Source organism: Sphingomonas sp. ID1715, from assembly GCF_013044515.1.
Lineage (GTDB): Bacteria > Pseudomonadota > Alphaproteobacteria > Sphingomonadales > Sphingomonadaceae > Sphingomonas_B.
Genome location: NZ_JABEPR010000002.1, coordinates 210,238 through 231,653, shown reverse-complemented (window position 1 = coordinate 231,653; position 21,416 = coordinate 210,238). Strand labels below are relative to the sequence as shown.

Genomic DNA, 21,416 nt, shown 5'->3' with positions numbered 1-21,416 from the left:
GCGCAGCTGCAGCGATGCACGGATCCCGATCTCATGCGAGTTCTGCAACAGCTTCTTGCCGAGGAGGAAGCACATCTCGCTCAGATCCAGCGCCGGAATTATCAACCCGAGCTTTCGGCCGAGTGCGCGTGGCTCTGATGCGGGCCGTGTTTAGCAGAAAACAGCCCCGCGGGTCGGCCGCAGTTCGGCTGAATTAGGGGCTATTGCGGATTACATTTCCACGTTCGCCCCCCTTAGGCTTCGTTCGCTTCTCATCGCTATCGCGAGCATCGAGGAACGAACATGACCCTCCATGTTGCAGCATCGGCCGAACTTCTATCACGCTGCTTCGAGGAAAGGGACGAGCTGCTCAACTGGCTCGAAGCACTCGAAGACCGGAATGCTGATCCCCAGGCGATCAGCGAGGTTAGGCAAGAACTTGATCGCGTGTTGTGCGACCTGCGCAAACTGGGGGTTCCGGAATTCTGACAAGGATTGGCAGTGACCTGAAGTTCGCACCAACAGGGGGAGGTATGATCGAGTTCTTGAATGCTCCAGAAGATGTGATCGCTCTCGCAATGAGTCACAAGATCACCGGCAATGATCTGGACTCCATCATGGAACGATTGGAATCCATGATGGAACGCGGTGGTAAAGTGCACGTCTTCGTGGAAACGAAGCACGTCGACGGCATCGAGTTGTCGGGTCTTCGCAGGTATATGGCGCGCGCGCTTCCGCTATTCGGCAAGCTCCGCCGCTTCGGACGCGTCGCCGTGGTATCCGACCAAGCGTGGATCCGGTGGGGTACCCGCATCGAGAGCGGACTTCTTCCGTTCATCGCCTACCGGGTCTTTGAGCCCGCAGAGAGCGGCGCCGCCTTGGCCTGGGTCAAGGGCGAACGCCAATAGCTGCCGCCGGCCTGCTGCTCATTCGCTGAAAAGCTCCTGACCAGCTATGATCCGCTGACATGGAGGCGATTGCGGAGCAGTTGCGAACAGGCCTTTCGCCCCAGGAGGCGGCCAGCCGGCTTGCCCGGGACGGACCGAACGCGCTGCCTCCACCGCCAAAGCGGTCGGTGCTCGCCACCCTTGCAGGCGTGCTCCGCGAGCCGATGCTGGCGCTTCTCCTCGCGGGCGGGCTCATCTATCTCCTACTCGGCGATGCCGTCGAAGCGCTCGTGCTCCTTGGCTTTGCCTGCTTCTCGATAGCTTTGACAGCGGCGCAGGAGCGCCGGACCGAGCGCGCCTTGGAGGCCCTGCGTGAACTGTCCGCACCCACAGCGAACGTGGTCCGGAATGGGCAAGTCGTGACGGTTCCCGCAAGCCACGTCGTCCGGGGCGACCTGCTGGTGCTCAACCAAGGTGACAGGGTGGCCGCTGATGGCCGATTGCTCGAAGCGGATCAACTCGAGGCCGACGAGTCCCTGCTGACCGGGGAATCCGTGCCGGTGCCTAAGACTGTGGGCACAGCATCAGAGGCTAGCGGGTCAGAAATTCTTTCGGGTACGATAGTGACGCGCGGCACCGGCTTGGCGCAAGTGACTGCGACCGGCCCGGCGACCACAATGGGTCAGATTGGCGCCTCGCTCGCAATAGTAGAGGCAGAAGTGCCACGGCTGCGGCTGGAGACCGCGCGCATGGTCCGGCTTTGCGGTCTCGGAGCGGTTTGCGTCGCTGCGTCGGTGGTCGTGCTTTACGGCATCGATCGTGGCGGATGGCTCGAGGCTTTGCTGGCCGGAATCGCGATCGCCATGTCTCTTCTTCCAGAAGAATTTCCGGTCGTGCTCACGATCTTCCTCGCAGTCGGCGCTTGGCGGCTGGCGAAGATCGGCGTCCTTACCCGCAGAGCTTCGGCGATCGAAGCACTAGGTTCCGCAACGATCCTGTGCAGCGACAAGACGGGTACGCTGACCGAGAACCGAATGAGTGTGGTGGAACTATGGTCGCCGCTCGCCGGTCATTTCTCTTTCAATCAGAGCAGCAGTGTTTCCAGCCCGTTCGACGATCTGTTGAGGACCGCGATGCTGGCCAGTGCACCTGCGCCGGTCGACCCGATGGAGATTGCATTTCACCAAGCCGCCGGGCGTAAGGCACCCAGCCGTACGTCTGGCGCCCTGGTGCAGCAATTCGGCTTGCGAACCGATCTCCTGGCGATGGCCAATGCCTGGGCGACATCGGGAGCGCACATGGTCCTCATAACAGCAAAAGGCGCACCTGAAGCCATTGGATCTCTCTGCCGGCTGTCGGAAGCGGAAGGCCGAAGCCTGACGCAGGCTGCGCAGGCGATGGCAGCGAAGGGGATGCGCGTTCTTGCCGTCGCGAAGACCGAGGTCACGCCTGATGCTGTCGGCGCCACGCTGGAACGCCATCACTTTCAGCTTCTGGGTTTGGCAGGGCTGCTCGATCCGTTGAGGCCCGGCGTCGGTGAGGCGATCAGTCAGTGCCGGGCGGCAGGGATGCGCGTCGTGATGATTACCGGGGACCATCCGGTGACTGCGCGAGCACTCGCGACCCAAGCCGGTATCGGTGAGGGCGAGCTGATCTCCGGTGCCGACGTCGCTAGGTTCAGCGAGGCGGAACTGACCCGGCGGATCGGCGGAACAACGGTGTTCGCACGCATCATGCCCGATCAGAAGCTGCGTATCGTTCGTGCGCTTCAAGGAGCGGGCGAGGTCGTCGCGATGACCGGCGACGGGGTCAACGATGCTCCGGCGCTCAAGGCAGCGGACATCGGGATCGCCATGGGCAAGCGTGGAACCGACGTGGCGCGCGAGGCGGCTTCGATCGTGCTGATTGACGATGATTTCACGTCGATCATCGATGCCGTGCGCCTGGGCCGCCGCATCTACGACAATCTGCAAAAAGCCATGGGCTTCATCTTCGCCGTTCATGTTCCGATCGCCGGGCTTGCCATTTTGCCGCTCGTAACCGGATTGCCGATCCTGTTGGGGCCGATCCAGATCGCGCTGCTGGAAATGATCATCGACCCGATGTGCGCGCTCATGTTCGAAGCGGAAGAAGAGGAACCGGACCTAATGGCGCGCCCTCCCAGACCTGCCTCCGAATGGCTGATGAGCATTCCTCTCGTGGCTGTCAGCGTGAGCCGGGGACTTTTGGCCTTTGCGGCTGCCGGAGCTGTGTTCCTGACGGCGAGCCGTTGGGGGGTGGCTGCGGCGGAACTGCGCACCATGACCTTCTTCTCGGTTGTTTCGACCGTCATCGTCTTGGCCCTCATCAGCCGCAAGAAGGGCGGGATGCTCTTTTCCAGTGCAGGGCACACGAACCGCGCACTCGTGATGATTGTCGCCGGGATCGGGCTCCTGACCGCTGCGGTTTTCGCCTTCGGGCCGGTGAGAGAAGGACTGCAATTCGCCGCGATCGGTGCCGTTAGCCTTGCCTATTCTCTTGGTCCCTCGGTGCTGCTGCTCCTCCTTCTTCAGCTGACCAAGACGAGGAGCTGTAGGTAGACTAACGGATGTCGGATCGAGCGCTCCGCCGGCAGTTTGAGCTGCACGATTGGAGGCCCGCCATGAAGAACATCCTGCTGCTCGCTCATGATGACTCAGGCCAGGAGTCGCGCCTGCAATGCGCTCTAGACCTGACACGAGCGCTTCAAGGCCACCTGAAGTGCGTGGACGTGACCAGGCAGCCGGTCTTCATGCAGGATTATGCCACCACCGCGGGAGGGATGACTGCGCTGATTGACGAGGAGCAGAGAGAAGCGGCGAACGCGAGCCGTCTTCGTGCCCGGCTGGAGACGGAGGATATTTCGTGGGAGCTCGCGCATAGTGTAGGTGACTTGAGTGACGCGCTGGTTCGCCATTCTCGGCTGGCCGACCTGATTGTGCTTACTCGCCGCCAGTCTGTGGGGGAATTCCCCGACATGATGGACGTGGCTTCAGATACTGTGCTGAAGTCGCGCGCGCCACTGCTGGTGGTGGGCAATCACCGCTCTGAAGGCCGCCATTCCCATTTTGGAGTTCGCAAGCGCTGTCATCCTCCTCTCCGTGGACGAGGAAGATCAAGACGTTCCTTGTGACGAGGCATTCTCATACTTGCGAACTTACGGAATAGAGGCGGAAGTCCTCCGTGAAACGAGCGACGAAATTTTCACTCCGGACATTCCCATTCGGACTGCATGCAAGCGGCGCGACGTGGCGCTTTGTATTATGGGCGCGTATGGGCATTCGCGTCTTAAGGAGAACATCTTCGGAGGCGTGACGAGACGGATGCTCGTGCATACCGAGTGCCCGCTGATGATCGCGCATTGAGGTGGGCGTCTTGTCTTCGAGCAGTTTGACCGAAGCCACGCTCGCGTTTCACGGCGGTGCCGGAACCGTCACAGGCTCCTGCTACGAGCTTCGCAGGGGCAAGGTCGCCCTGCTCGTAGATTGCGGGCTGTTTCAGGGGCCGCGTTCGCTGGAGGCGCTGAACTACTCAGGCTTCGATTTTGAGCCGCGCGATCTCGATGCGGTCATGTTGACGCACGCCCATCTGGATCATTCGGGGCTGTTGCCTCGCCTGACGGCCCAGGGCTTTTCCGGCCCGGTCTGGTGCACAGCTGCGACTGCAGAACTGCTCGGACCCATGCTCCGGGACTCCGCCCGCCTCAACGAACAGGATACTGCCCGTCGCAACCGGCGGCGGGACAGGGCGGACGAGCCGCCGATCGAACCTCTCTACACGATTGACGATGTCGAAGCGTTGCTTCGGCAGCTGCGGTTGGTGAAGTTCGGCGAAGATTTTACCCTGGCTGACGGAGTCTCGGCCAGGTTCTGGAATGCCGGGCATGTGCTCGGCTCAGCCTCGATCGAGGTCTGTGTCGATGGCAACCGCTTGCTGTTCTCGGGCGACCTGGGTTCGCGAAGCGCGGGGCTGCTGCACGATCCGGAGGGCCCGGCGGCCATCGATCATCTCATCATCGAAGCCACCTACGGCGATCGCGACCGTGTTCCGGTGACGGTGACGCAGCGCCAGGCGCTGCTGGAAGCGGAGGTGAAGGCCGCTTTGTCGCGCGGAGGGAATCTGCTCATCCCGGCATTTGCGCTCGAGCGCACGCAGGAGCTGCTGCTCGACCTGGCCACGCTGATCAACGCGGGTCGTCTGCAGCATCTCGGCGTCTTCATCGACTCTCCGCTGGCGACGAAGATCACGTCTGTCTTTGCACGGCACGCGCACGAACTCGACGGAACGTCGCTTGGCGAAATCTTCCGTCACCCCTCTTTCCACTATGTGGACGACGTGCAGCAGTCGCGAGCTCTCGCCAGCCTGTCCGGCGCCGTCATCATTGCAGGATCGGGCATGTGCGAAGGGGGGCGGATGCGGCATCATCTGCTCAACAACCTCGCCCGCACGGATGCAACACTGCTCTTTGTCGGTTACCAGGCGGCCGGGACGCTGGGACGCACCATCCTCGAAGGCGCGCGTCGGGTGCGGGTCTTCGGAGAGGATGTCGCAGTCCGGCTCACCGTTCGGGAAATCGACAGTTATTCGGCGCACGCCGACCGGGGCGAACTGATTGCCTGGGCAAAGGCCCGGCAGCCGGTGGCGGGCAGCGTGTTCGTCACTCATGGCGAGCCTTCCGCGCTCAGCACACTAGGCGACGCGCTGCAAAGCCCTGATAACTCGGTGATCGTACCGGAAATCGGCGAGGTTTATGCGCTGCCTCGCCAGGGCCAGGCGCGCCGGCTGCGCACGGGGCGGGCCGATCTGCGGGAGATCGTCAGTCGGGACTGGCAGAACGACTATGCGGACCTGGCGGTCAACCTGAAGCACGAACTGGCGCAAATCTCCGACGAGCGCCGGCGACGCGAGGCGCTTGCCCGCATGCGGGAGGTGCTCGACAGCTATCGCGACTCCGAGGCTCGGACCCATCAACGTCGCGGGTCAGAGCACCAGCACGGCAGCCGCCGCGAGAACAAGCGTCATGCTGCTCGCTAGGAGCGGGGCTGCCGCGCGCCACCTGGTGCCGGGTCCGCCATTTGCAATCACGATCGCGCCCTTGAACAGCGTGTTGATCAGGACAGGCGCGGCGAGAATCAGGCCCGCGTCATGAGGGGACAGGGTTCCTGGACCAAGTCCGCCGAGGGTGACGATGGCCGCGTCCACGTCGAAGCTGCCCGTGATGACGATCATCACGCCGGCGCCCGCGCCTCCGAAACGCTGTTCTGCCCAGCGCGTCGCCACGGCAGTGGCGGCGACGAGCAGGGCGAAGCCGAGCGCCGGCAACAGCTCGACCGGATTGCCAGACGAAGGCTCCGGCGCCTCGGCTCCAGCAGTTGCTCCAGGCTGGCGGGCCGAGCGGATCGCGAGCAAGAGCGCCACGGCGGCGGCGGGGCCTGTCGCCAGCGCCAGGGTGGGCAGGGCTGCCGGGGCCAGAATGGCGGTCAGCACCAGCACGCGCGCGAACATCACGGCCGAGGCTAGCGCGATTCCGGCTGTCACCGCCGCGATTTCGTTCGGACTGCCCCGCAGACGGGTTGAGAGGGCGGCGATCACGGCCGTAGACGAATACATGCCGCCGATCGCCGACGTGGCCAGAGTGCCGCGAGTGCGTCCGAACTTCTTGTCGGCGACATAGCCGGCCAGTGAAAATCCTGTGACGAGGACGACGACGGCCCACAAGGACCGTGCATTCCACGCATCATAAGGACCGAAGCTCTGATTGGGCAGCAGCGGCCAGATCGCGGCGGCGATCAGTGCAAAGCGGGCAGTCGCCTGAATGTCCGTTTCGCTGAGGCCCGATAGCCAGCCATGTAACTGCGATCGCGATGCGAGAAGAAGCGTGACGACGCAAGCGGCGGCAATCGCCTGCACTGCGAAGCCCGAAGTCGCCAACATGCCCAGCGCCAAGGTGAGCAGGGCCGCGATCGCGCTGGTCACGCTCAGGCTCTCGGGCGGTGCGGCCGCTCGGTAATAGCCCACTGCGATGCTGACGGCTGCCGCAGCTATAACAAGCCCGCTTGGCGCGCCCCAGCCCGCTTGCGCCAGCAATCCGGCAACGCCACCTAGCAAGCCGATCAGGCCGAACGTTCGAATGCCCGCGACTCTGTGGCCCGGCGGCTTGTCTCGTGATTGCCATCCCCGCTCCACGCCAATCAGAAGGCCAATCAGGAGGGCCGCGGCGAGAATGCTCGTGGTAGAGCCGAGCAGGTCGGTATTCGTCACCGTTTGCGCTCCGGAGGACTCCACTTGTTGGCTTCCGACGATCCGCCGGACGGCAAATGCGGCCAACCGTGCAGGATCATTGGCGACTGGCTGGATCGGCGCGGGATCATCGTTGTTCGTTTACCTCCCGCAACATAATCTGCCATGCATGTTGATGACGCGACGGAACCTGATCGGATCGATCGTTGCGGCGGCGGCGGTCACGCCCATGCGTGTCTATGCCAGATCCACCACGCACGCCGGGATCATCGGCGCTGCGCGACAGGCGCTCGCCCGTCATGGCCATGCGGCTTCCACGCGCGATCTGGTCGGCGTGGCCGATTTCAGCTCCGCATCCTCGGACGCGCGATTCCACATCGTCGATGTGGTCGGCGGAACGCTCTCCAGCTTCCTGGTGGCGCATGGCCGCGGTTCCGACCCCAGCCATAAAGGATGGGTCGAGCGCTTCTCGAACGAGACAGGCTCCAGCGCGACGTCCGATGGCGTCTATCTCACCGCTTCCGAATATGAGGGCAAGCACGGCCGCTCGATGCGGCTGAAGGGCCTCGACCGGACTAACTGCAATGCCGAAGTGCGGGCGGTCGTTGTGCACGGCGCCTGGTACGTCAGCCCCCAGATGCTGCGCGATCATGGCAAGCTTGGCCGAAGCGAGGGTTGCCTGGCGTTCAGCGAAGCGGACCTGCCGCGCGTCCTTGAACGATTGGGGCCGGGCCGTCTGATCACCGCAGGCAAGTTTTAACCGGCGAAGTCGAGAGCGCCGCGGTCGACGAGCTCGGCTGCGACCACATCGTCCCGACCATAGATGTCCGGGTAGGTGAGGAGCTTGCCGCCGCCATCCGCTTCAGCTGTGAAATAGACGACGTAGACCGGCAGCGGCGCCGCCAGATCGATCTTCTCTGTTTGTCCGGAGGCCAGCAGGCGATCGAGATCGGCGCGACTTTGGCCCGCCTGCCCGGCCAGCAACAGGGCGGCCAGATCGAACGGGTTCTCGGTCCTGACACAGCCATGGCTGAGCGCCCGCACCGGCCGCTGGAACAGCGCCTTGGACGGCGTATCGTGCAAATAGATGCTGAACGGATTGGGCATGACCAGCTTGATTTGCCCGAGCGAGTTGGTGGGTCCCGGACGTTGGCGCACGGCGCCGTTCGCCCACACATAGCCCCGCGCCCGCGCCGTTGCCGGCTGGGTTCGGATCAGCTTGCCGATGCTTTCCGCGACGATACTCTTCGGCACTTCCCACCAGGGATTGACGATCATGCCGGTTACAGTCGCGCTGAACTGCGGCGTCGGGGTCGAGGGCTTGCCAGTGATCACACGGTGCATGGCAACGGCGCGGCCCTCATCGTAGAAGGTCACGGAGTAGCTCGGCACGTTGGTTTCGAGCCGGCGAGCGCCCAGTGCCCGGGGGAGCCACCGCCAGCGCTCCATGTTCACCCGGATCGCCTGGAGTCGCTTCGCGTCCCCGGCTGATGTCTTTGCCAGGGCGGCACGCAGCCTGACATAGCGCTGATCGGAAGGAAGCAACTCGGCCAGCAGGGGGCGGATGCGTTCGCCACCAAGGGCGCGCTGCATCAGCGCCTCGCCTGCAGCCTTGCTGAGCGCGGGGCCGACAATGAACCAGGACAGCCGATCTTCGGGCCCGACATGGCCCTGCGTATAATCGCGCGCAAGGTGAATGAAGCGCCCCGAAGCCACTGCGTCCAATGCCGGCCCTGCACCGCTGCCAATCGCCCGACGCAACTCCTCAGGCTCGTAATCGCGCGGGTCGAGCCCTTCTGCCCGGGCCGCGGCGATCGCGTCCAGCAAGTCGGTCGCGGCCGCTACGGTCCAGCGCGGTGCCTGCTCCTGGGCGCGGGACGGGCAAGTCGAGAGGCCTGCCGCCAGGGCCAGGCACGCAAACGCTGCTCGCACGAGCTTACGCCTTAATGACCGAGCACCATGGGCAGGTTGCACGCGCTCAGCATCGCGCGCGTGACGCCGCCGAACAGCGCTTCGCGAACCCGGCTGTGGCTATAGGCGCCCATTACCAGGTAAGCCGCGCCGAAGCGCTCTGCTTCCTCGCGGATGGCAACGGCGATGCTGCTCGTCGCCGGCGCGATCTCCACCTCGGCATGGATGCCGTGGCGGGACAGGTAGGTGGCCCCTTCTTCGACCGTCAGCGCATCGTCCAAGTGTTCGCCCACCTGAAAGATCTTCACGTCGCTGGCGAGTGCCAACAGGGGCACAGCGCGCTGCAGGGTCGACATCGCGCGTTCGGAACCGTCCCAGGCGACGATCGCCTTGCCCCCGGCATCGAACCCTCGGCAGGAATCGGCGACTGCCACGACGAGCGCGTGCCGCTGGGTGAGGACTTCCGACACGATGTGCCGCATGTCGGGAGCGGGCGCTTCATCAATCTTGCGGTTGAGCACCACCAGATCAGCCGTCTTGGCCGCCTCGGCGACGCAGTCGGGTAGATAGCCGGTCGTGTCCGTCCAACTCCAGCTAATGCCTTCGCGGGCAAGCCGCGGCTCGAGAGCCGCCCGATTGGCGGCTTCGCGTTGCCGCTCATCGTCGAGCAGGATGGCCATACCACTCCCGCCGATGCCATCGACTATCACTGGCAGTTGCACGGCTTCGATGCAGTTCAGATGGCCGGAAAGCGCGCGAGTCAGGTCGAGCGCAGCCTGCAACCGCGCCTCTTGTCCGGCATCGTCGTGGACGAGCAGCAATATGTTTTTCATGACAAACCTCTTCCGTTCTTCCGTTCGTTCCTAGCCCTACGGGTTCTCGGGAGGTGTCTGAATCAGGAGTTCTACGGATCGCCGGATGCCAGCTGCTTCAGGGAAGAAGAGCCATGAACACGCTCCGAGCAGCCATCTTCTACGCCGGCGTCATCTTCGGTTTGGGCTTCGCATTCGGTACGGTCCGCGTGTTGTTGCTGATGCCGCGGCTGGGGCCAATCAGCGCGACCTTGATCGAAGTCCCGCTCATGCTCGCGGCTTCTTGGCTGGTCTGCGGCTGGTCGGTGCGGCGCTGGGGCTTGCCGAGGCGCTTCTCCGCCAGGGTGGCGATGAGCGCGATGGCCTTCGCCCTGCTGATGGGCGCCGAGGTGCTGCTCGGCCGTTATTGCTTCGAGCGGAGTTCGAGCGCCCAGATCGCTGCCTTGACCGCGCCGGAAGGTCTGATCGGCTTGGGCGCCCAGCTCGGCTTCGCGCTGATGCCACTGGCCCGCCGCTAGGGACCATTGCGTATGCCAGGATACGAATCTCGGCGTCAAAACCACTCTCGAGGGCGAGAAAGGGTTTGAGATGAAGACGATGCACGCTGCCCTGGTGCGGGAATTCGGGAAGCCGCTCACCATCGAGCAGGTTCCGGTGCGCGAGCCTGGGCCGGGTGAGGTGTTGATCAAGATCGCCGCCTGCGGGGTCTGCCATACCGATCTCCATGCCGCGAACGGGGACTGGCCGGTCCGCCCCAAGCTGCCCTTGATCCCGGGCCATGAAGGTGCCGGCTATGTCGCGGCGTTGGGTGCGGGGGTGAGGGACTTGAAGGAAGGCGATGCCGTGGGTGCGCCGTGGCTTCACGATGCCTGCGGCCATTGCGAATATTGCACTGCCGGCTGGGAAACGCTGTGCGAGCGTCAGCGCAACACCGGCTACGGAGTCGATGGCGGCTTTGCCGAATATGTCGTCGCACCGGCCGCCTTTCTCGGTCGCTTGCCGCGTGATGCCGACATGGTGCGCATGGCGCCGATCCTTTGCGCCGGCGTCACCACCTACAAGGGACTGAAGGAAACCGAGGCACGGCCCGGCGAATGGGTCGTCATCTCCGGCATCGGCGGACTGGGGCATGTCGCCGTGCAATATGCGAAGGCGATGGGGCTGCACGTGCTGGCTGTCGATGTCGCCGGCGACAAACTGGCCCTCGCATCACGTCTGGGCGCGGACGCGACCGTGGAGTGCACCGCCCCCGATGCGGTAGAGCAGGCACAGCGGATCACCGGCGGCGGGGCGCACGGCGTGCTGGTCACCGCCGTTTCCACCGGCGCCTTTGCCCAGGCGCTTGGCATGGCACGTCGCAAGGGGACTGTCGCGCTGGTCGGCCTGCCGCCGGGTGACTTCCCGACGCCGATCTTCGACGTGGTGCTGAAGCGGCTCACCATTCGGGGCTCCATCGTCGGCACGCGCAAGGATCTTGAGGAAGCGATCGCCTTTGCCGCCGAGGGCAGGATCGTGCCCAATGTCGAAGAGAAGCCGCTCGAGGCGATCAATGACGTGTTCGCACGGATGAAGGCAGGGAAGATCGATGGACGCATCGCGCTTCGGCTCTGATCCGCGCAAATCCTGGCTGCCTGGGGCCGGTGGCTTTGCGCGCTTCGCCACCAGCGTCGCCATGCTGGCTGGCCAGCCGATCGCCTTTGTGCTGGCGCTGGGAGCGATCCTGCTCTGGCTCTTGAGCGGTCCGCTGTTCGCATGGTCGGATACCTGGCAGCTCGTGGTGAACACAGCGACCACCATCATCACCTTCCTGATGGTGTTCCTGATCCAGAACTCGCAGAATCGCGACGCGGCCGCGATGCAGGCGAAGCTCGACGAACTGATCCGCGCGATGCGCACCGCGCGCAACGACTTTATTGGGATTGAGCATCTGACGGACGTGGAGATCGAGCTCATTCGGCGCGATCTCGAGCAGCAGGTCGCCGCGCATGAGCCGGGACGCCGGGCCGCGGACAGCGTGAGGCACCTGCTGAAGCGCCGCTAGCTGGAGCTGGCGAGCTCTTCCCGGAACCTCGGGTGAGCGATGCCGATCAGGGCTTCCTTGCGCTCGAGGAGCGACTTGCCGGTCAAGTCGGTCCAGCCATATTCGGTGACGACGATCTGCGTGTCGTTGCGGGGCGTGGTCACCGGCCCGTTCAACGCGGGCACGATGCGCGAGATCGTGCCGTCCTTGGCCGTGGAAACGCAGGCGATGATCGACTTGCCGCCCTTGGACGCCCTGGCCCCGCGCACGAAGTCGAGTTGACCGCCCGAGCCGCTATATTGCCGACCCATCATGTGCTCGGAGTTGCACGCGCCGGACAGGTCGACCTGCAGGGTCGCGTTCACCGACACCACATTGTCGTTCTTCGCGATGTGACGTGGATCGTTGACGATGTGGACCGGCGCGCTGTGCATCGACGGATTGTCGTCCAGAAAATCGTAGAACGCCTTGTCGCCCATCGCGAAGGTGAACACGCTGCGCCCGGTGTACGTCGTTTTGCGCCGGTTGGTGACAGCGCCGCTCTCCACCAGCCTGGCCAGGCCGGGCGTCAGCAGCTCGGTATGGATGCCGAGGTCCTTGCGGTCATGCAGCAGCGCGCAGACAGCGTTCGGCAGCGTGCCGATACCCATCTGAAGGCAGGCGCCGTCATCCACCATCGCGGCGATCGTGCGGGCGATGGCCTCGTCTTCGGGCGACGGCATTGGAAAGGCGAGGTCGGGAAGCGGCGCGGCGTTTTCGACGATGGCATCGACTTCGGAAACATGCAGCAGCGAGTCGCCGAAGACGCGGGGCATGTTCGGGTTGACCTCGACGATCAGGCGCTTGGCAGCGCGCGCGGCGGTGGTCGCATAGTCGTTGCCGGTCCCGAACGTGAACCAACCATTCCGGTCCATCGGTGAGACCGTGACAATGAACGCGTCGAGGCTGACCCGTTCCGACAGGATGCGCGGCGCCTCGCTGAACGCAGTCGGCACGAACTCGACCGGGTGACGGCCTTGCGCTTCACCCTTGCGCATCAATTCGCGCTCAATGCCGGTCAGGAACATGCAATGGGGGCGGATGCGGTCCGTCAGTTCGTAGCGCAGCACCGTTGCGCCCGCATGAAGCAGGGAATGAAAATACCAGAGGTTGAAGCCGGGCAGGCTCCCGCGCTCGACGCGGCTGGCCAAGGCGGCGAGCAGGGCGGGCGGCTCCGATATCGCCATGCCCATGGCGACATTCGCGCCGGCTCCGATAGCTGCGACGGCAGCGTCTGCGCTGACGAGCTTCGATGCATACGAATCGGCGGCGTTCATGCCGCCATTTGACCCTCCGCGGCCACGACGCGATAGGGCAAACGGTCGCCGTCGGGCTCGGTGATGGTCACATATTCGCCCGGCTTCAGCGGGTGCGATTCCAGATGGAAGAGATCCTCGTCGTCGGCGTCACCTACGGCATAGGAAAATGCCCAGCCGTTCGGCTTGCGGATGACATAGCCGGACCGGTCGCGCTCATTGGGCCAATGGCGTCGGACCGTCGCAAGCGCGGGTGAGCGGCGAAATTCTCCGTCGTCGACCAGCCCCTCATCGTCCAGGGGCAGGTGGAGCAGATAGGCACGACTCGCCGATCCGTTCGGGAAACGGGGCGATCGGGCCAGTTCCAGGCGGATGGTCTTCCATTTCATGGTTTGAAAATGGCCACTGCAGAGCTAGGTCGAAATACGCATTGATACGGAGCGCACGTCCGGTGAAATGAGCCGATGCCGTCGACCGCTGCTTCTCAATCGCTTCACACCCTAAGCGAGGCTCATCTCCGCTCCATTCTATCCACTGTGCAGGATGCGATGGTGGTGATCGACCCCCAAGGCAAGATCCTATCATTTAGCGCTGCAGCGGAGCGCATGTTCGGTTATTCCGAGGCAGATGTGCTGGGCGAAAATGTCAGCATGCTGATGCCCTCGCCTGATCGCGAGCGGCACGACGGTTATCTTGAACGCTATAAGCGAACCGGCGAGCGGCGGATTATCGGCATCGGACGCGTCACGACAGCAAGGCGGCGAGACGGATCGACCTTCCCCATCGAATTGTCGATCGGCGAGGCCCGCACTGGAGAGGAGCGGCTGTTCACCGGTTTCATCCGGGACCTGACGGAGCGTCAGCAGACGGAGCGCCGGCTACAGGATCTGCAGAGCGAACTCGGCCACGTATCGCGGGTCAGCGCCATGGGGACGCTCGCCGCCGCTCTGGCGCACGAACTTAACCAGCCGCTGAGCGCGATATCGACCTATATGGAAGCCTCGCGCGATCTGCTCAGCCAGGAGATGACCCCGGACGGGGCCGAGATGCTGAAGGAGGCGTTCAACGAGACTGCCGACCAGGCGATCCGGGCAGGTCAGATCGTTCGGCGTCTACGCGATTTCATCGCCCGCGGCGAAGCGGAGCGGAGGGTGGAAAGCCTCTATAAGTTGATCATCGAAGCGAATGCGTTGGCCCTGGCCGGCGGAGGCGATCGGGGCCTCGATCTGTCGCTTGATCTCGATCCAGACGGCAATCTCGTGCTGGTCGATCGCATCCAGGTTCAGCAGGTGGTGCTCAATCTTGTGCGCAACGCCGTCGAGGCGATGGAAGGATCGCCCGTCAAGAAGCTCGAGATCCGTTCCCAGCGCGAGGGCGAATATGTGCACGTCACGATCGCCGACAGCGGCCCCGGCCTTTCCGAAAACATCCGGGCCAATCTGTTCGAACCGTTTCAGAGCACCAAGGATGCGGGCATGGGATTGGGCCTTTCCATCTGCCGGACGATGATCGAGGCACAGGGCGGGCGAATCTGGGCGGAACCGTCACCCTTGGGCGGCACGGCGTTCCAGTTCACCCTGGCGGCGGGAGACGAGATCCAGAATGACTGAGAAGCAGGTCTATATCGTCGACGACGACGAGGCGATCCGCAGGTCGCTGAACTTCATGCTGCGCACCTCGGGCTACAAGGTGGAGCAATTCACTTGCGGCGAGGAATTCCTGAAGGCTGCGACCAAGCTTTCGCCTGGATGCGTATTGCTCGACATCCGGATGCCCGGTCTGGATGGGCTGGAGGTGCAGCAGGCGATGGCGCGCGAGGGTGTGACCCTGCCGGTCGTCATCATGACCGGGCATGGCGACGTGAACCTGGCCGTTCGGGCGATGAAGGCGGGCGCGATCGACTTCATCGAAAAGCCGTTCGAGAAGGCAACGTTGATGTCGGCGCTCGACCAAGGCTTTGCGAGGCTCGGGGAAGACGATGTGCGCAAGCTTCGCGCGCAAGAGGCGGCAACCCGGCTGGAGGTGCTGACTCCGCGCGAGCGCGATGTGCTCCGGGGGCTGGTCGAAGGACTACCCAACAAGACCATTGCCTATGATCTCGGCATCAGCCCGCGCACCGTCGAGATCCACCGAGCCAATCTGATGACAAAGCTGAATGTGAAGAGCCTATCGGAGGCGCTACGCATTGCCTTCACCGCCGGATTGGGAGTGGTGGAGGCTTAAGGAGGCATCCGGATAGCGGCAACGCCAGCGCTGCGGGAAGCTTCGTGGATGAAACGGGAGTTTGCCATGCGCCATGTTTATCATCAGTCGAGCTTGTTCGACGATGCATTCCGGCTGTGGCTGTTGTCGTTTGAGCTCGTTGGCGAGGGTGTTCTTGCCGCAGCCGAGTTGCTGGGATTGTCTGTGAGACGCCATCAGCAGCAGGGGACCCAGCTTCAGGTGCCAGATCCGATCGCGCAGCACGGCGAGCATAATCTCTTCGCCTGAGAGGCCAGCACAGTCTCCACAGATGATGCCCCGGCGCTCCGCGCGAGGGACGCGCAGCCCTTCGTCAACTGAAGGCGATCGGCCCCGATCGGCGCGCATAGGGACTTACCCTTAGTCACCCCCAAAATTGCGCCCAATCAAAGTCCGCTGCGGCGAGCGCTTCTAACGCGATGGCAGACACATACGAAAGGACGAAGACAATGCGTTATCTGGCCATCGCCGCGATGCTGATGGGGGCCGCTTCTCCTGCGTGGGCAGAGGCAGGCGATGTTCTGGTGCGACTGCGCGGCATCGTGGTCGCGCCGAACGAGAAGTCCGGCAGCGTGCTGCCCGCCTTCCCGGGTGAGCGCGTGTCGGTCAACAACAGCTTCATGCCCGAAGTGGACGTTACCTATATGGCGGCCGACCATTGGGGGCTGGAACTGATCGCCGCGACCACCAAGCACAGCGCGTCGGGCCGCACCGGCACGACGGGCACGATCGGCAAGCTCGCCTCCACCTGGGTGCTGCCGCCGACGCTCACCCTTCAATATCATCCGGTGAAGGATGGGCCGGTGCGGCCTTATCTCGGCGCTGGCGTCAACTACACGCTCTTCTATTCGGAAAAGGCCTCGCGCGGGCTGGTCACGGCGGTGGGCAAGACGAAGGTGCGCATGTCCGACAGCGTCGGCTGGGCGGCGCAGGCGGGCGTGGACGTGGACGTCGGGCGCAACCTGTTCCTGAACCTCGACGTCAAATATATCGACATCGACACGACGGCGCGGCTCGACACCACCGCGGCCGGCACGCAGCGGGTGCGCATCAACCTGAACCCCTTCGTCTTCGGCGCCGGGGTGGGCATGCGCTTTTAGGCGGCGAGCGCCTGGAGCTGGTCGGCGCGGGCGAGCACGACGCCCCGCCGGCCGGCCAGCTCGATCACGCCTTCGGACTTGAAGCGCGTGAGTTGCCGGCTGACCGTCTCGATGGTGAGGCCGAGCAGATCGGCCATCTGCTGGCGGCCGAGCGGGAGGTCGAAGCGCCCGCCGTCCCTGTCCTGGCCGGCAAAGGCGAGCAGCAGCGCCGCCACCCGCTGCTCCGCCGAGCCCCGGCCGAGCAGCAGCAGCTGGCGCCGCGCCCGGTCGAGGTCGTCGAGCGTGCGCTGGAACAGGCTAAAGACCAGCCCGCCATGGTTCCGCGCGAACTGCTCGAACTCCGCCTGACCGAAGAGACAAAGCTCCACGGGGCCGAGCGCGATGGCGCTATAGGGCGATTGTGCGCCGAACAGTCGGCCAACGAAGTCGCCTGGTTGGGCAAGGCCGACAATCTGCTCCCGACCGTCGGAGGACAGGATGCAGAGCTTCACCGCGCCGGACTTGATATTGGCGACCACGACGGCTTCCTCGCCTTCCCAGAGCAGTGCCTGGCCGGGGGAAAGCGTGCGGCTACGGCCGAGCCTGCTCAGCGCGTCGAGGTCCTGCGCCGAAAGCGTACCGCACAACCCCGTGTCGAAAGCCTGGCAGCTGTTGCACCGCTCGCTCATACCGCACTGCTGAACCGGCGCGGATCGACCTGGCGATAGGGATCGAAGCAGGCGGCGATGGCCCGCGCATAGGGCAGCGCCCTGTCCGTCAGCTCCAGCCGATCCTCGTCGAGCGCGATCAGGCCGGCCGCCGCGAAGGGATCGAGTGAGGCGCGGGCGGCAGGAAAGCGTGCCGCGCCGTCGGCTGCGCCGTGGCAGAGCAGCCGCTCGATGATGCGGCCGCGCGCCTGGTCTTCGGCGGTGCGGAGGACGCCGCGTTCGGTGGCGAACTGGCCCGCGAGCGTGCGCATCCGGTAACGTCCGGCGCTCTTCTCGTTCTGGGTGAGGAGGCCGGGGAATTGGCTAATCGCGCTGGCGCCGAGGCCGATCAGCACCTCGGCGCGATCCTCGGTGAAGCCCTGGAAGTTACGCCGCAGCCGCCCCTCGCGCGCCGCCACTGCCAGACCGTCACCAGGCAGGGCGAAATGGTCGAAGCCGACCGGTTGATAGCGCGCCTTGACCAGCAGGTGATGCGCGAAGGCGGCCTGCCGGAAGCGGCCGAACTGGTCGGGCAATTCCGCCCCGTCGATCCGCTTCTGCCGAGGGATCAGGTGCGGCACATGGGCATAGCCGAACACCGCCAGCCGTTCCGGACGGAGCGCAATGGCCTGGTCGAGCGAGTCGAACAGCTCCGGCAAGTCTTGACCGGGCAGCCCGTACATGAGGTCGAAGTTGATCGACTCGATCCCCACCGAGCGTAGTTCCTTGGTCACCTCCGCGATCAGGTTCGTCGGCTGCACGCGCCCGATCTTCGCCTGCACGCTGGGATTGAAGGTCTGCACGCCGAGGCTGGCGCGGGTGACCCGCGCGCGGGCGAGTACGTCTGTCCACTCGGGCATATAACCGCGGGGATCGAGTTCCACCGACAGCACCGCATCACCGGTGTCGAAGCGATCGTTCAGATGCGCGACGAGGCGGCCAAAGGCGGCGGTGTCGATCGCGTTCGGGCTGCCGCCGCCGAACGCCACGCGGGAGATGCGCACGCGGTCGGAAATGCGGCCGGCGAGCAGGTCGATCTCCGCGTGCAGCGCGTCGAGATAGGCGGCGAGGCGGGCGCTCTTGTTGGCCGCGCCGGTGTTGCAGCCGCAATACCAGCAGATCTGCTCGCAATAGGGGATGTGGAGATAGAGCGAAACGGCCGCGCCCGGCACGACCGTCGCCAGTGCCGCCTCATGATCGCTGCTGCCGACGGCATCGCGGAACTCGGCCGCGGTCGGGAAGCTGGTGTAGCGCGGGACAGGCCGCGCTAGCAGTTCGGGATAATAGGGCCACATGCGTCCGATCTGCCGGCAAGCGCGGCGTGGACCAATACGGACTTATACCGATCCAGCCCGTTTGCGGCCGTGGCAGAGCATCGCGTGACAGGCCGAAGGGCAGCTCCGGTCGCGCTGGTCGCGGTCGATCGGGATGTCCGTGCTGCCGCCATTGCAGAGCGCGACGTGCAGCGTCATCACCGTCACGGGCCTGACCGGCCAGGCGAGCATCAGCGCGGCGGCGAGGGCGGGGAACGGCGTCACGGCTGTTCGTCCTCGATCAGGATGCGCACGGCCGCACCGTCCATATCCTCATATTGGCCGTTGTTCAGCGACCAGATGAAGGCGACCAGGCCGCTGAGGCCGAGGCCGAGGGCGACGGGAATCAGGAACGCCAGGCCGCTCATTTAGCGCAACTCCGCAGGCGCAGGGCGTTGGCGATGACGATGATCGAGGAGGTCGACATCGAAACGGCGGCGATTAGCGGCGTCACATAGCCACCGATGGCGAGCGGCACCGCGAAGACGTTATAGCCGATCGCCAGCACGAAGTTCTGCTTGACGATGCGTAGCGTGCGCCGCGCGGCGCGCACCGCGACGGGCACGGGCGCAAGGCTGTCGCCGAGGAACACCGCGTCGGCGGCGGTCTGCCCGACATCGCTCGCGGAAGCGGGTGCGAGCGAGACATGCCCGGCGGCGAGCGCGGGGCCGTCGTTCAGGCCGTCGCCGACCATCAGCACGCGCTTGCCGCCGGCGCGGAGCGCTTCGATCGCCGCGAGTTTGCCCTGCGGCGTCATGCCCGCCCGTGCGGCGAGGCCGAGCTCGCTCGCGACCGGCAACACGGCTCGCGGCCGGTCGCCGGACAGGATCTCGGACTGAATGCCGAGGCGGCGCAGCTCGGCGATGGCCTCGGCCGCGCCGGGACGCAGCCGGTCGCTGAAGCGGAGCAGGCGCGGTTCGGACCGGCCGATCGCGAACGCCGCGACCAGGCCATCTTCGTCGGCGCCGAGCACGTTCAGCCAGTCCGGCCGGCCCAGCCGCACGACCTGGCCGTTCCACAGCCCTTCGACGCCCTGGCCAGGGGTTTCCCGCAACGCCTCCACCACGGCCGCCTGCACGCCCCCCGCCTGCAATGCGGCTGCCAGCGCACGCGAAATGGGGTGAGTGCTGGCCCGCGCCAGCGCCAGCGCCAGCGGCTTTTCCTCATCGGAAAGCGGCAGCTGTTCCGCGACCGGCCGGCCGAGCGTCAGCGTGCCGGTCTTGTCGAAGCATGCATGATCGGCTTCGGCGAGCCGTTCGAGCGCAGAACCGTCCTTGATCAGGATGCCGCGCTTCATCAGCGCACCAGCGGCGACCACCTGCGCCACCGGTACGGCAAGGCCCAGCGCACAGGGGCAGGTGATGATCAGCACGGCGACCGCGATCAGCAACGACGCGTGCCAGCCCGCGCCGGCGATCATCCAGCCGGCAACGCTCAATGCCGCCAGCGTGTGCACCGCCGGCGCATAGTAACGTGCCGCCCGGTCGGCGATGCGGACATAGCGCGACCGGCTCTGCCCCGCCGCCTCCATCAGCCGCGCGATTTCGGCGATGGTGGTGTGCTCGCCCGCCGCCGTGACCCGCAGGGTGAGCGGTGCATCAAGGTTGAGCGCGCCGGCGACGACACGTCCGCCTGGCGCGACAGACTCGGGCCGGCTCTCGCCGGTGATCAGCGATAAGTCGAGGCTGGAGCGGCCGCTCTCGACCATACCATCTGCCGCAATCCGTTCGCCAGCCGCCACCAGCAAGGTCATGCCGGGCTCCAGCTCCGCGGCCTTCAGCCAGGCAGTCGTCCCGTCCGGTCTCAGGATCGTGCCGCCGGGCGCCGTCTGGCGCAGCAGCGCGGCGACGCCGTGCCGCGCCCGGTCGCGCATCATGCTGTCGAGATAGCGGCCGATCAGCAGGAAGAAGAGCAGTGCGATCGCCCCGTCGAAATAGGTGTGCTTGCCGCCGACGATCGTCTCGAACAGGCTGAGCGCCGTCGCAAGGATCACGCCGATCGAGATCGGCACGTCCATGTTGGTGCGGCCGCGCCGAAGCGCCGCCCAGGCCGACTTGAAGAAGGGCTGGCCGGCATAGGCGACCGCCGGCATCGCGATCAGTGCGCACAACCAGTGGAACAGGTCACGGGTCGCGCCACTCGCTCCCGACCAGACCGACATGGCGAGCAGCATCACGTTCATCGCCGCGAAGCCCGCCACACCCATCGCTTTCAGCAGCGCCTTGCTCTCGCGGTCGTCCGGCGTCTCCGTCCGCGCCGTGATCGGCTGCGCCTCGAATCCGAGCTTCTCCAGCTCGGCCCGGATCGCATCCGGCGTCAGCTCCGCCACATGATTGACCATCACGCGCTTGGACGTGAAGTTCACGCGGGCGCTGCTGACGCCGGCGAGCGGCGCGAGGCCGGCTTCGATCTTGGAGATGCATCCGGCGCATCGCACACCGGGCAACGCAAACTCGCTATGCTGCGCCGCCACGCTCACAAGGTGATGTCCTTCAGATAGGCGGCACGATCGCCACCGCGGCGGACTTGAAGATGGAGGCGCCAGCGCCCTGGCGGGAGTGGCTGACGGGAGAGGTAACGTCCGGGTGCAACCTCCACGAAGGCGAGCTTGAGCTCCTTCAGTCGCCCCAGCGGATGAACCGCGTTGGCGGCGAGGTCCGCGCCCTCGACGGTCCTGACAGCGACCAGGCCCGACCGACCGGACACGTCGGTCGTCCACCCCAATCGTTCCTGAGCTTCGGCCTCGGCAATCCACTTGTTGAATTCCTGGCTTGCCACGTAGCTGTTCTCCACCACCTTGCCGCCAAAGGTGCGGGTCGCCTGCGTGGCCATAACCGTGTTCACGCCGATGACGACGGCGAAGAAGCCGATCATCGAAGCGGCCATGTGGCGGCCGGTGAATGATTTGCGCACA

General features: G+C 65.1%; 25 protein-coding genes. 14 read left to right on the top strand and 11 right to left on the bottom strand.

The window, feature by feature from the left end:
- Positions 1-282 precede the first annotated feature (282 nt).
- From HJG53_RS06010 to HJG53_RS05985, 6 genes are all read left to right on the top strand, one after another.
- A complete protein-coding gene (locus HJG53_RS06010) occupies positions 283-468 on the top strand; it encodes a hypothetical protein (RefSeq protein WP_171128588.1) in 186 nt (61 codons plus the stop codon).
- Positions 469-512: 44 nt separating this feature from the next.
- On the top strand, positions 513-887 hold the full coding sequence (locus tag HJG53_RS06005; RefSeq protein WP_171128586.1) for an STAS/SEC14 domain-containing protein: 375 nt from the start codon (positions 513-515) through the stop codon (positions 885-887).
- A 59-nt stretch (positions 888-946) separates the two neighbouring features.
- Entirely contained in the window at positions 947-3,445 is a 2,499-nt protein-coding gene (locus tag HJG53_RS06000; RefSeq protein ID WP_171128584.1) for a cation-translocating P-type ATPase, read from the top strand.
- A 62-nt stretch (positions 3,446-3,507) separates the two neighbouring features.
- Complete coding sequence (locus HJG53_RS05995) at positions 3,508-4,017, top strand: universal stress protein (protein ID WP_171128582.1); 510 nt, start codon at positions 3,508-3,510, stop codon at positions 4,015-4,017.
- Complete coding sequence (locus tag HJG53_RS19080) at positions 3,986-4,249, top strand: universal stress protein (RefSeq protein WP_171128580.1); 264 nt, start codon at positions 3,986-3,988, stop codon at positions 4,247-4,249. Before HJG53_RS05995 ends, HJG53_RS19080 begins: the two co-directional genes overlap by 32 nt.
- 25 nt (positions 4,250-4,274) lie before the next feature.
- Positions 4,275-5,918, top strand: a complete 1,644-nt coding sequence (locus HJG53_RS05985) for an MBL fold metallo-hydrolase (RefSeq protein WP_171128579.1) — start codon at positions 4,275-4,277, stop codon at positions 5,916-5,918.
- Here the strand turns inward: HJG53_RS05985 and HJG53_RS05980 are convergent.
- Positions 5,865-7,145 carry a DUF4010 domain-containing protein gene (locus HJG53_RS05980; protein ID WP_171128577.1) on the bottom strand — a complete coding sequence of 427 codons (1,281 nt, stop codon included), beginning with the start codon at positions 7,143-7,145 and terminating at the stop codon, positions 5,865-5,867. The two genes, HJG53_RS05985 and HJG53_RS05980, sit on opposite strands and share 54 nt — an antisense overlap.
- Positions 7,146-7,293: 148 nt before the next feature.
- On the opposite strand from HJG53_RS05980, the gene HJG53_RS05975 reads away from it, so the two are divergent.
- The gene (locus tag HJG53_RS05975) at positions 7,294-7,884 is read left to right on the top strand and encodes a murein L,D-transpeptidase catalytic domain-containing protein (RefSeq protein ID WP_171128575.1); all 591 of its coding nucleotides are present in this window, start codon (positions 7,294-7,296) and stop codon (positions 7,882-7,884) included.
- On the opposite strand, the gene HJG53_RS05970 is transcribed toward HJG53_RS05975, so the two are convergent.
- Both HJG53_RS05970 and HJG53_RS05965 read right to left on the bottom strand, forming a co-directional pair.
- Positions 7,881-9,056: a L,D-transpeptidase family protein gene (locus HJG53_RS05970; RefSeq protein WP_171128573.1), complete on the bottom strand. Its 1,176-nt coding sequence runs from the start codon at positions 9,054-9,056 to the stop codon at positions 7,881-7,883. The two genes, HJG53_RS05975 and HJG53_RS05970, sit on opposite strands and share 4 nt — an antisense overlap.
- A gap of 11 nt (positions 9,057-9,067) precedes the next feature.
- Positions 9,068-9,868, bottom strand: coding sequence for a universal stress protein (locus tag HJG53_RS05965; protein WP_171128571.1), 801 nt, complete (start codon positions 9,866-9,868; stop codon positions 9,068-9,070).
- Between the two features lie 113 nt (positions 9,869-9,981).
- Here HJG53_RS05965 and HJG53_RS05960 point away from each other — a divergent pair, with 113 nt between their 5' ends.
- From HJG53_RS05960 to HJG53_RS05950, 3 genes are all read left to right on the top strand, one after another.
- Entirely contained in the window at positions 9,982-10,365 is a 384-nt protein-coding gene (locus tag HJG53_RS05960; RefSeq protein WP_171128569.1) for a hypothetical protein, read from the top strand.
- Positions 10,366-10,435: 70 nt separating this feature from the next.
- Positions 10,436-11,458 (top strand): alcohol dehydrogenase AdhP, encoded by a 1,023-nt coding sequence (adhP, locus tag HJG53_RS05955; RefSeq protein ID WP_171128567.1) that lies wholly within the window; start codon positions 10,436-10,438, stop codon positions 11,456-11,458.
- Positions 11,433-11,888, top strand: coding sequence for a low affinity iron permease family protein (locus tag HJG53_RS05950; RefSeq protein WP_171128565.1), 456 nt, complete (start codon positions 11,433-11,435; stop codon positions 11,886-11,888). The genes adhP and HJG53_RS05950 overlap by 26 nt, the downstream gene beginning before the upstream one ends.
- Here the strand turns inward: HJG53_RS05950 and HJG53_RS05945 are convergent.
- A complete protein-coding gene (locus HJG53_RS05945; RefSeq protein ID WP_368039520.1) occupies positions 11,885-13,093 on the bottom strand; it encodes an acetyl-CoA hydrolase/transferase family protein in 1,209 nt (402 codons plus the stop codon). The genes HJG53_RS05950 and HJG53_RS05945 overlap by 4 nt on opposite strands.
- An 86-nt stretch (positions 13,094-13,179) precedes the next feature.
- Positions 13,180-13,551 (bottom strand): hypothetical protein, encoded by a 372-nt coding sequence (locus HJG53_RS05940; protein ID WP_171128562.1) that lies wholly within the window; start codon positions 13,549-13,551, stop codon positions 13,180-13,182.
- A gap of 75 nt (positions 13,552-13,626) precedes the next feature.
- Here HJG53_RS05940 and HJG53_RS05935 point away from each other — a divergent pair, with 75 nt between their 5' ends.
- From HJG53_RS05935 to HJG53_RS05920, 4 genes are all read left to right on the top strand, one after another.
- Positions 13,627-14,772 (top strand): sensor histidine kinase, encoded by a 1,146-nt coding sequence (locus HJG53_RS05935; RefSeq protein ID WP_171128559.1) that lies wholly within the window; start codon positions 13,627-13,629, stop codon positions 14,770-14,772.
- Positions 14,765-15,385, top strand: coding sequence for a response regulator FixJ (gene fixJ / locus HJG53_RS05930; RefSeq protein ID WP_171128557.1), 621 nt, complete (start codon positions 14,765-14,767; stop codon positions 15,383-15,385). Before HJG53_RS05935 ends, fixJ begins: the two co-directional genes overlap by 8 nt.
- Before the next feature lie 66 nt (positions 15,386-15,451).
- Positions 15,452-15,652, top strand: a complete 201-nt coding sequence (locus tag HJG53_RS05925; RefSeq protein WP_171128556.1) for a hypothetical protein — start codon at positions 15,452-15,454, stop codon at positions 15,650-15,652.
- A gap of 200 nt (positions 15,653-15,852) precedes the next feature.
- Positions 15,853-16,503 carry an OmpW family protein gene (locus HJG53_RS05920; RefSeq protein ID WP_171128554.1) on the top strand — a complete coding sequence of 217 codons (651 nt, stop codon included), beginning with the start codon at positions 15,853-15,855 and terminating at the stop codon, positions 16,501-16,503.
- Here HJG53_RS05920 and HJG53_RS05915 read toward each other — a convergent pair.
- The 6 genes from HJG53_RS05915 to HJG53_RS05890 are packed head-to-tail and all read right to left on the bottom strand — an operon-like array spanning position 16,500 to position 21,415.
- Positions 16,500-17,171, bottom strand: a complete 672-nt coding sequence (locus HJG53_RS05915; RefSeq protein ID WP_171128552.1) for a Crp/Fnr family transcriptional regulator — start codon at positions 17,169-17,171, stop codon at positions 16,500-16,502. The genes HJG53_RS05920 and HJG53_RS05915 overlap by 4 nt on opposite strands.
- Positions 17,168-18,484, bottom strand: coding sequence for an oxygen-independent coproporphyrinogen III oxidase (gene hemN, locus HJG53_RS05910; RefSeq protein WP_171128550.1), 1,317 nt, complete (start codon positions 18,482-18,484; stop codon positions 17,168-17,170). The genes HJG53_RS05915 and hemN overlap by 4 nt, the downstream gene beginning before the upstream one ends.
- A 42-nt stretch (positions 18,485-18,526) precedes the next feature.
- A complete protein-coding gene (locus HJG53_RS05905) occupies positions 18,527-18,727 on the bottom strand; it encodes a hypothetical protein (RefSeq protein WP_171128548.1) in 201 nt (66 codons plus the stop codon).
- Positions 18,724-18,870 (bottom strand): cbb3-type cytochrome oxidase assembly protein CcoS, encoded by a 147-nt coding sequence (ccoS, locus tag HJG53_RS05900; protein WP_171128546.1) that lies wholly within the window; start codon positions 18,868-18,870, stop codon positions 18,724-18,726. Before ccoS ends, HJG53_RS05905 begins: the two co-directional genes overlap by 4 nt.
- Complete coding sequence (locus HJG53_RS05895; protein WP_368039518.1) at positions 18,867-20,981, bottom strand: heavy metal translocating P-type ATPase; 2,115 nt, start codon at positions 20,979-20,981, stop codon at positions 18,867-18,869. Before HJG53_RS05895 ends, ccoS begins: the two co-directional genes overlap by 4 nt.
- Positions 20,978-21,415, bottom strand: a complete 438-nt coding sequence (locus tag HJG53_RS05890; RefSeq protein WP_368039517.1) for a FixH family protein — start codon at positions 21,413-21,415, stop codon at positions 20,978-20,980. The genes HJG53_RS05895 and HJG53_RS05890 overlap by 4 nt, the downstream gene beginning before the upstream one ends.
- Position 21,416 lies beyond the last annotated feature (1 nt).

Excerpts from the sequence above, each read along its gene's own strand:
- HJG53_RS05925 (WP_171128556.1), top strand. The coding sequence starts at position 15,452 with ATGCGCCATGTTTATCATCAGTCGAGCTTGTTCGACGATGCATTCCGG.
- adhP (WP_171128567.1), top strand. The coding sequence starts at position 10,436 with ATGAAGACGATGCACGCTGCCCTGGTGCGGGAATTCGGGAAGCCGCTC.
- ccoS (WP_171128546.1), bottom strand. The coding sequence starts at position 18,870 with ATGAGCGGCCTGGCGTTCCTGATTCCCGTCGCCCTCGGCCTCGGCCTC.
- HJG53_RS05935 (WP_171128559.1), top strand. The coding sequence starts at position 13,627 with ATGCCGTCGACCGCTGCTTCTCAATCGCTTCACACCCTAAGCGAGGCT.
- hemN (WP_171128550.1), bottom strand. The coding sequence starts at position 18,484 with ATGTGGCCCTATTATCCCGAACTGCTAGCGCGGCCTGTCCCGCGCTAC.
- HJG53_RS05975 (WP_171128575.1), top strand. The coding sequence starts at position 7,294 with ATGTTGATGACGCGACGGAACCTGATCGGATCGATCGTTGCGGCGGCG.
- HJG53_RS05950 (WP_171128565.1), top strand. The coding sequence starts at position 11,433 with ATGGACGCATCGCGCTTCGGCTCTGATCCGCGCAAATCCTGGCTGCCT.
- HJG53_RS05920 (WP_171128554.1), top strand. The coding sequence starts at position 15,853 with ATGCGTTATCTGGCCATCGCCGCGATGCTGATGGGGGCCGCTTCTCCT.
- HJG53_RS05960 (WP_171128569.1), top strand. The coding sequence starts at position 9,982 with ATGAACACGCTCCGAGCAGCCATCTTCTACGCCGGCGTCATCTTCGGT.
- HJG53_RS05965 (WP_171128571.1), bottom strand. The coding sequence starts at position 9,868 with ATGAAAAACATATTGCTGCTCGTCCACGACGATGCCGGACAAGAGGCG.
- HJG53_RS06005 (WP_171128586.1), top strand. The coding sequence starts at position 513 with ATGATCGAGTTCTTGAATGCTCCAGAAGATGTGATCGCTCTCGCAATG.
- HJG53_RS06010 (WP_171128588.1), top strand. The coding sequence starts at position 283 with ATGACCCTCCATGTTGCAGCATCGGCCGAACTTCTATCACGCTGCTTC.
- HJG53_RS06000 (WP_171128584.1), top strand. The coding sequence starts at position 947 with ATGGAGGCGATTGCGGAGCAGTTGCGAACAGGCCTTTCGCCCCAGGAG.
- fixJ (WP_171128557.1), top strand. The coding sequence starts at position 14,765 with ATGACTGAGAAGCAGGTCTATATCGTCGACGACGACGAGGCGATCCGC.
- HJG53_RS05945 (WP_368039520.1), bottom strand. The coding sequence starts at position 13,093 with ATGGCGATATCGGAGCCGCCCGCCCTGCTCGCCGCCTTGGCCAGCCGC.
- HJG53_RS05940 (WP_171128562.1), bottom strand. The coding sequence starts at position 13,551 with ATGAAATGGAAGACCATCCGCCTGGAACTGGCCCGATCGCCCCGTTTC.
- HJG53_RS05915 (WP_171128552.1), bottom strand. The coding sequence starts at position 17,171 with ATGAGCGAGCGGTGCAACAGCTGCCAGGCTTTCGACACGGGGTTGTGC.
- HJG53_RS05995 (WP_171128582.1), top strand. The coding sequence starts at position 3,508 with ATGAAGAACATCCTGCTGCTCGCTCATGATGACTCAGGCCAGGAGTCG.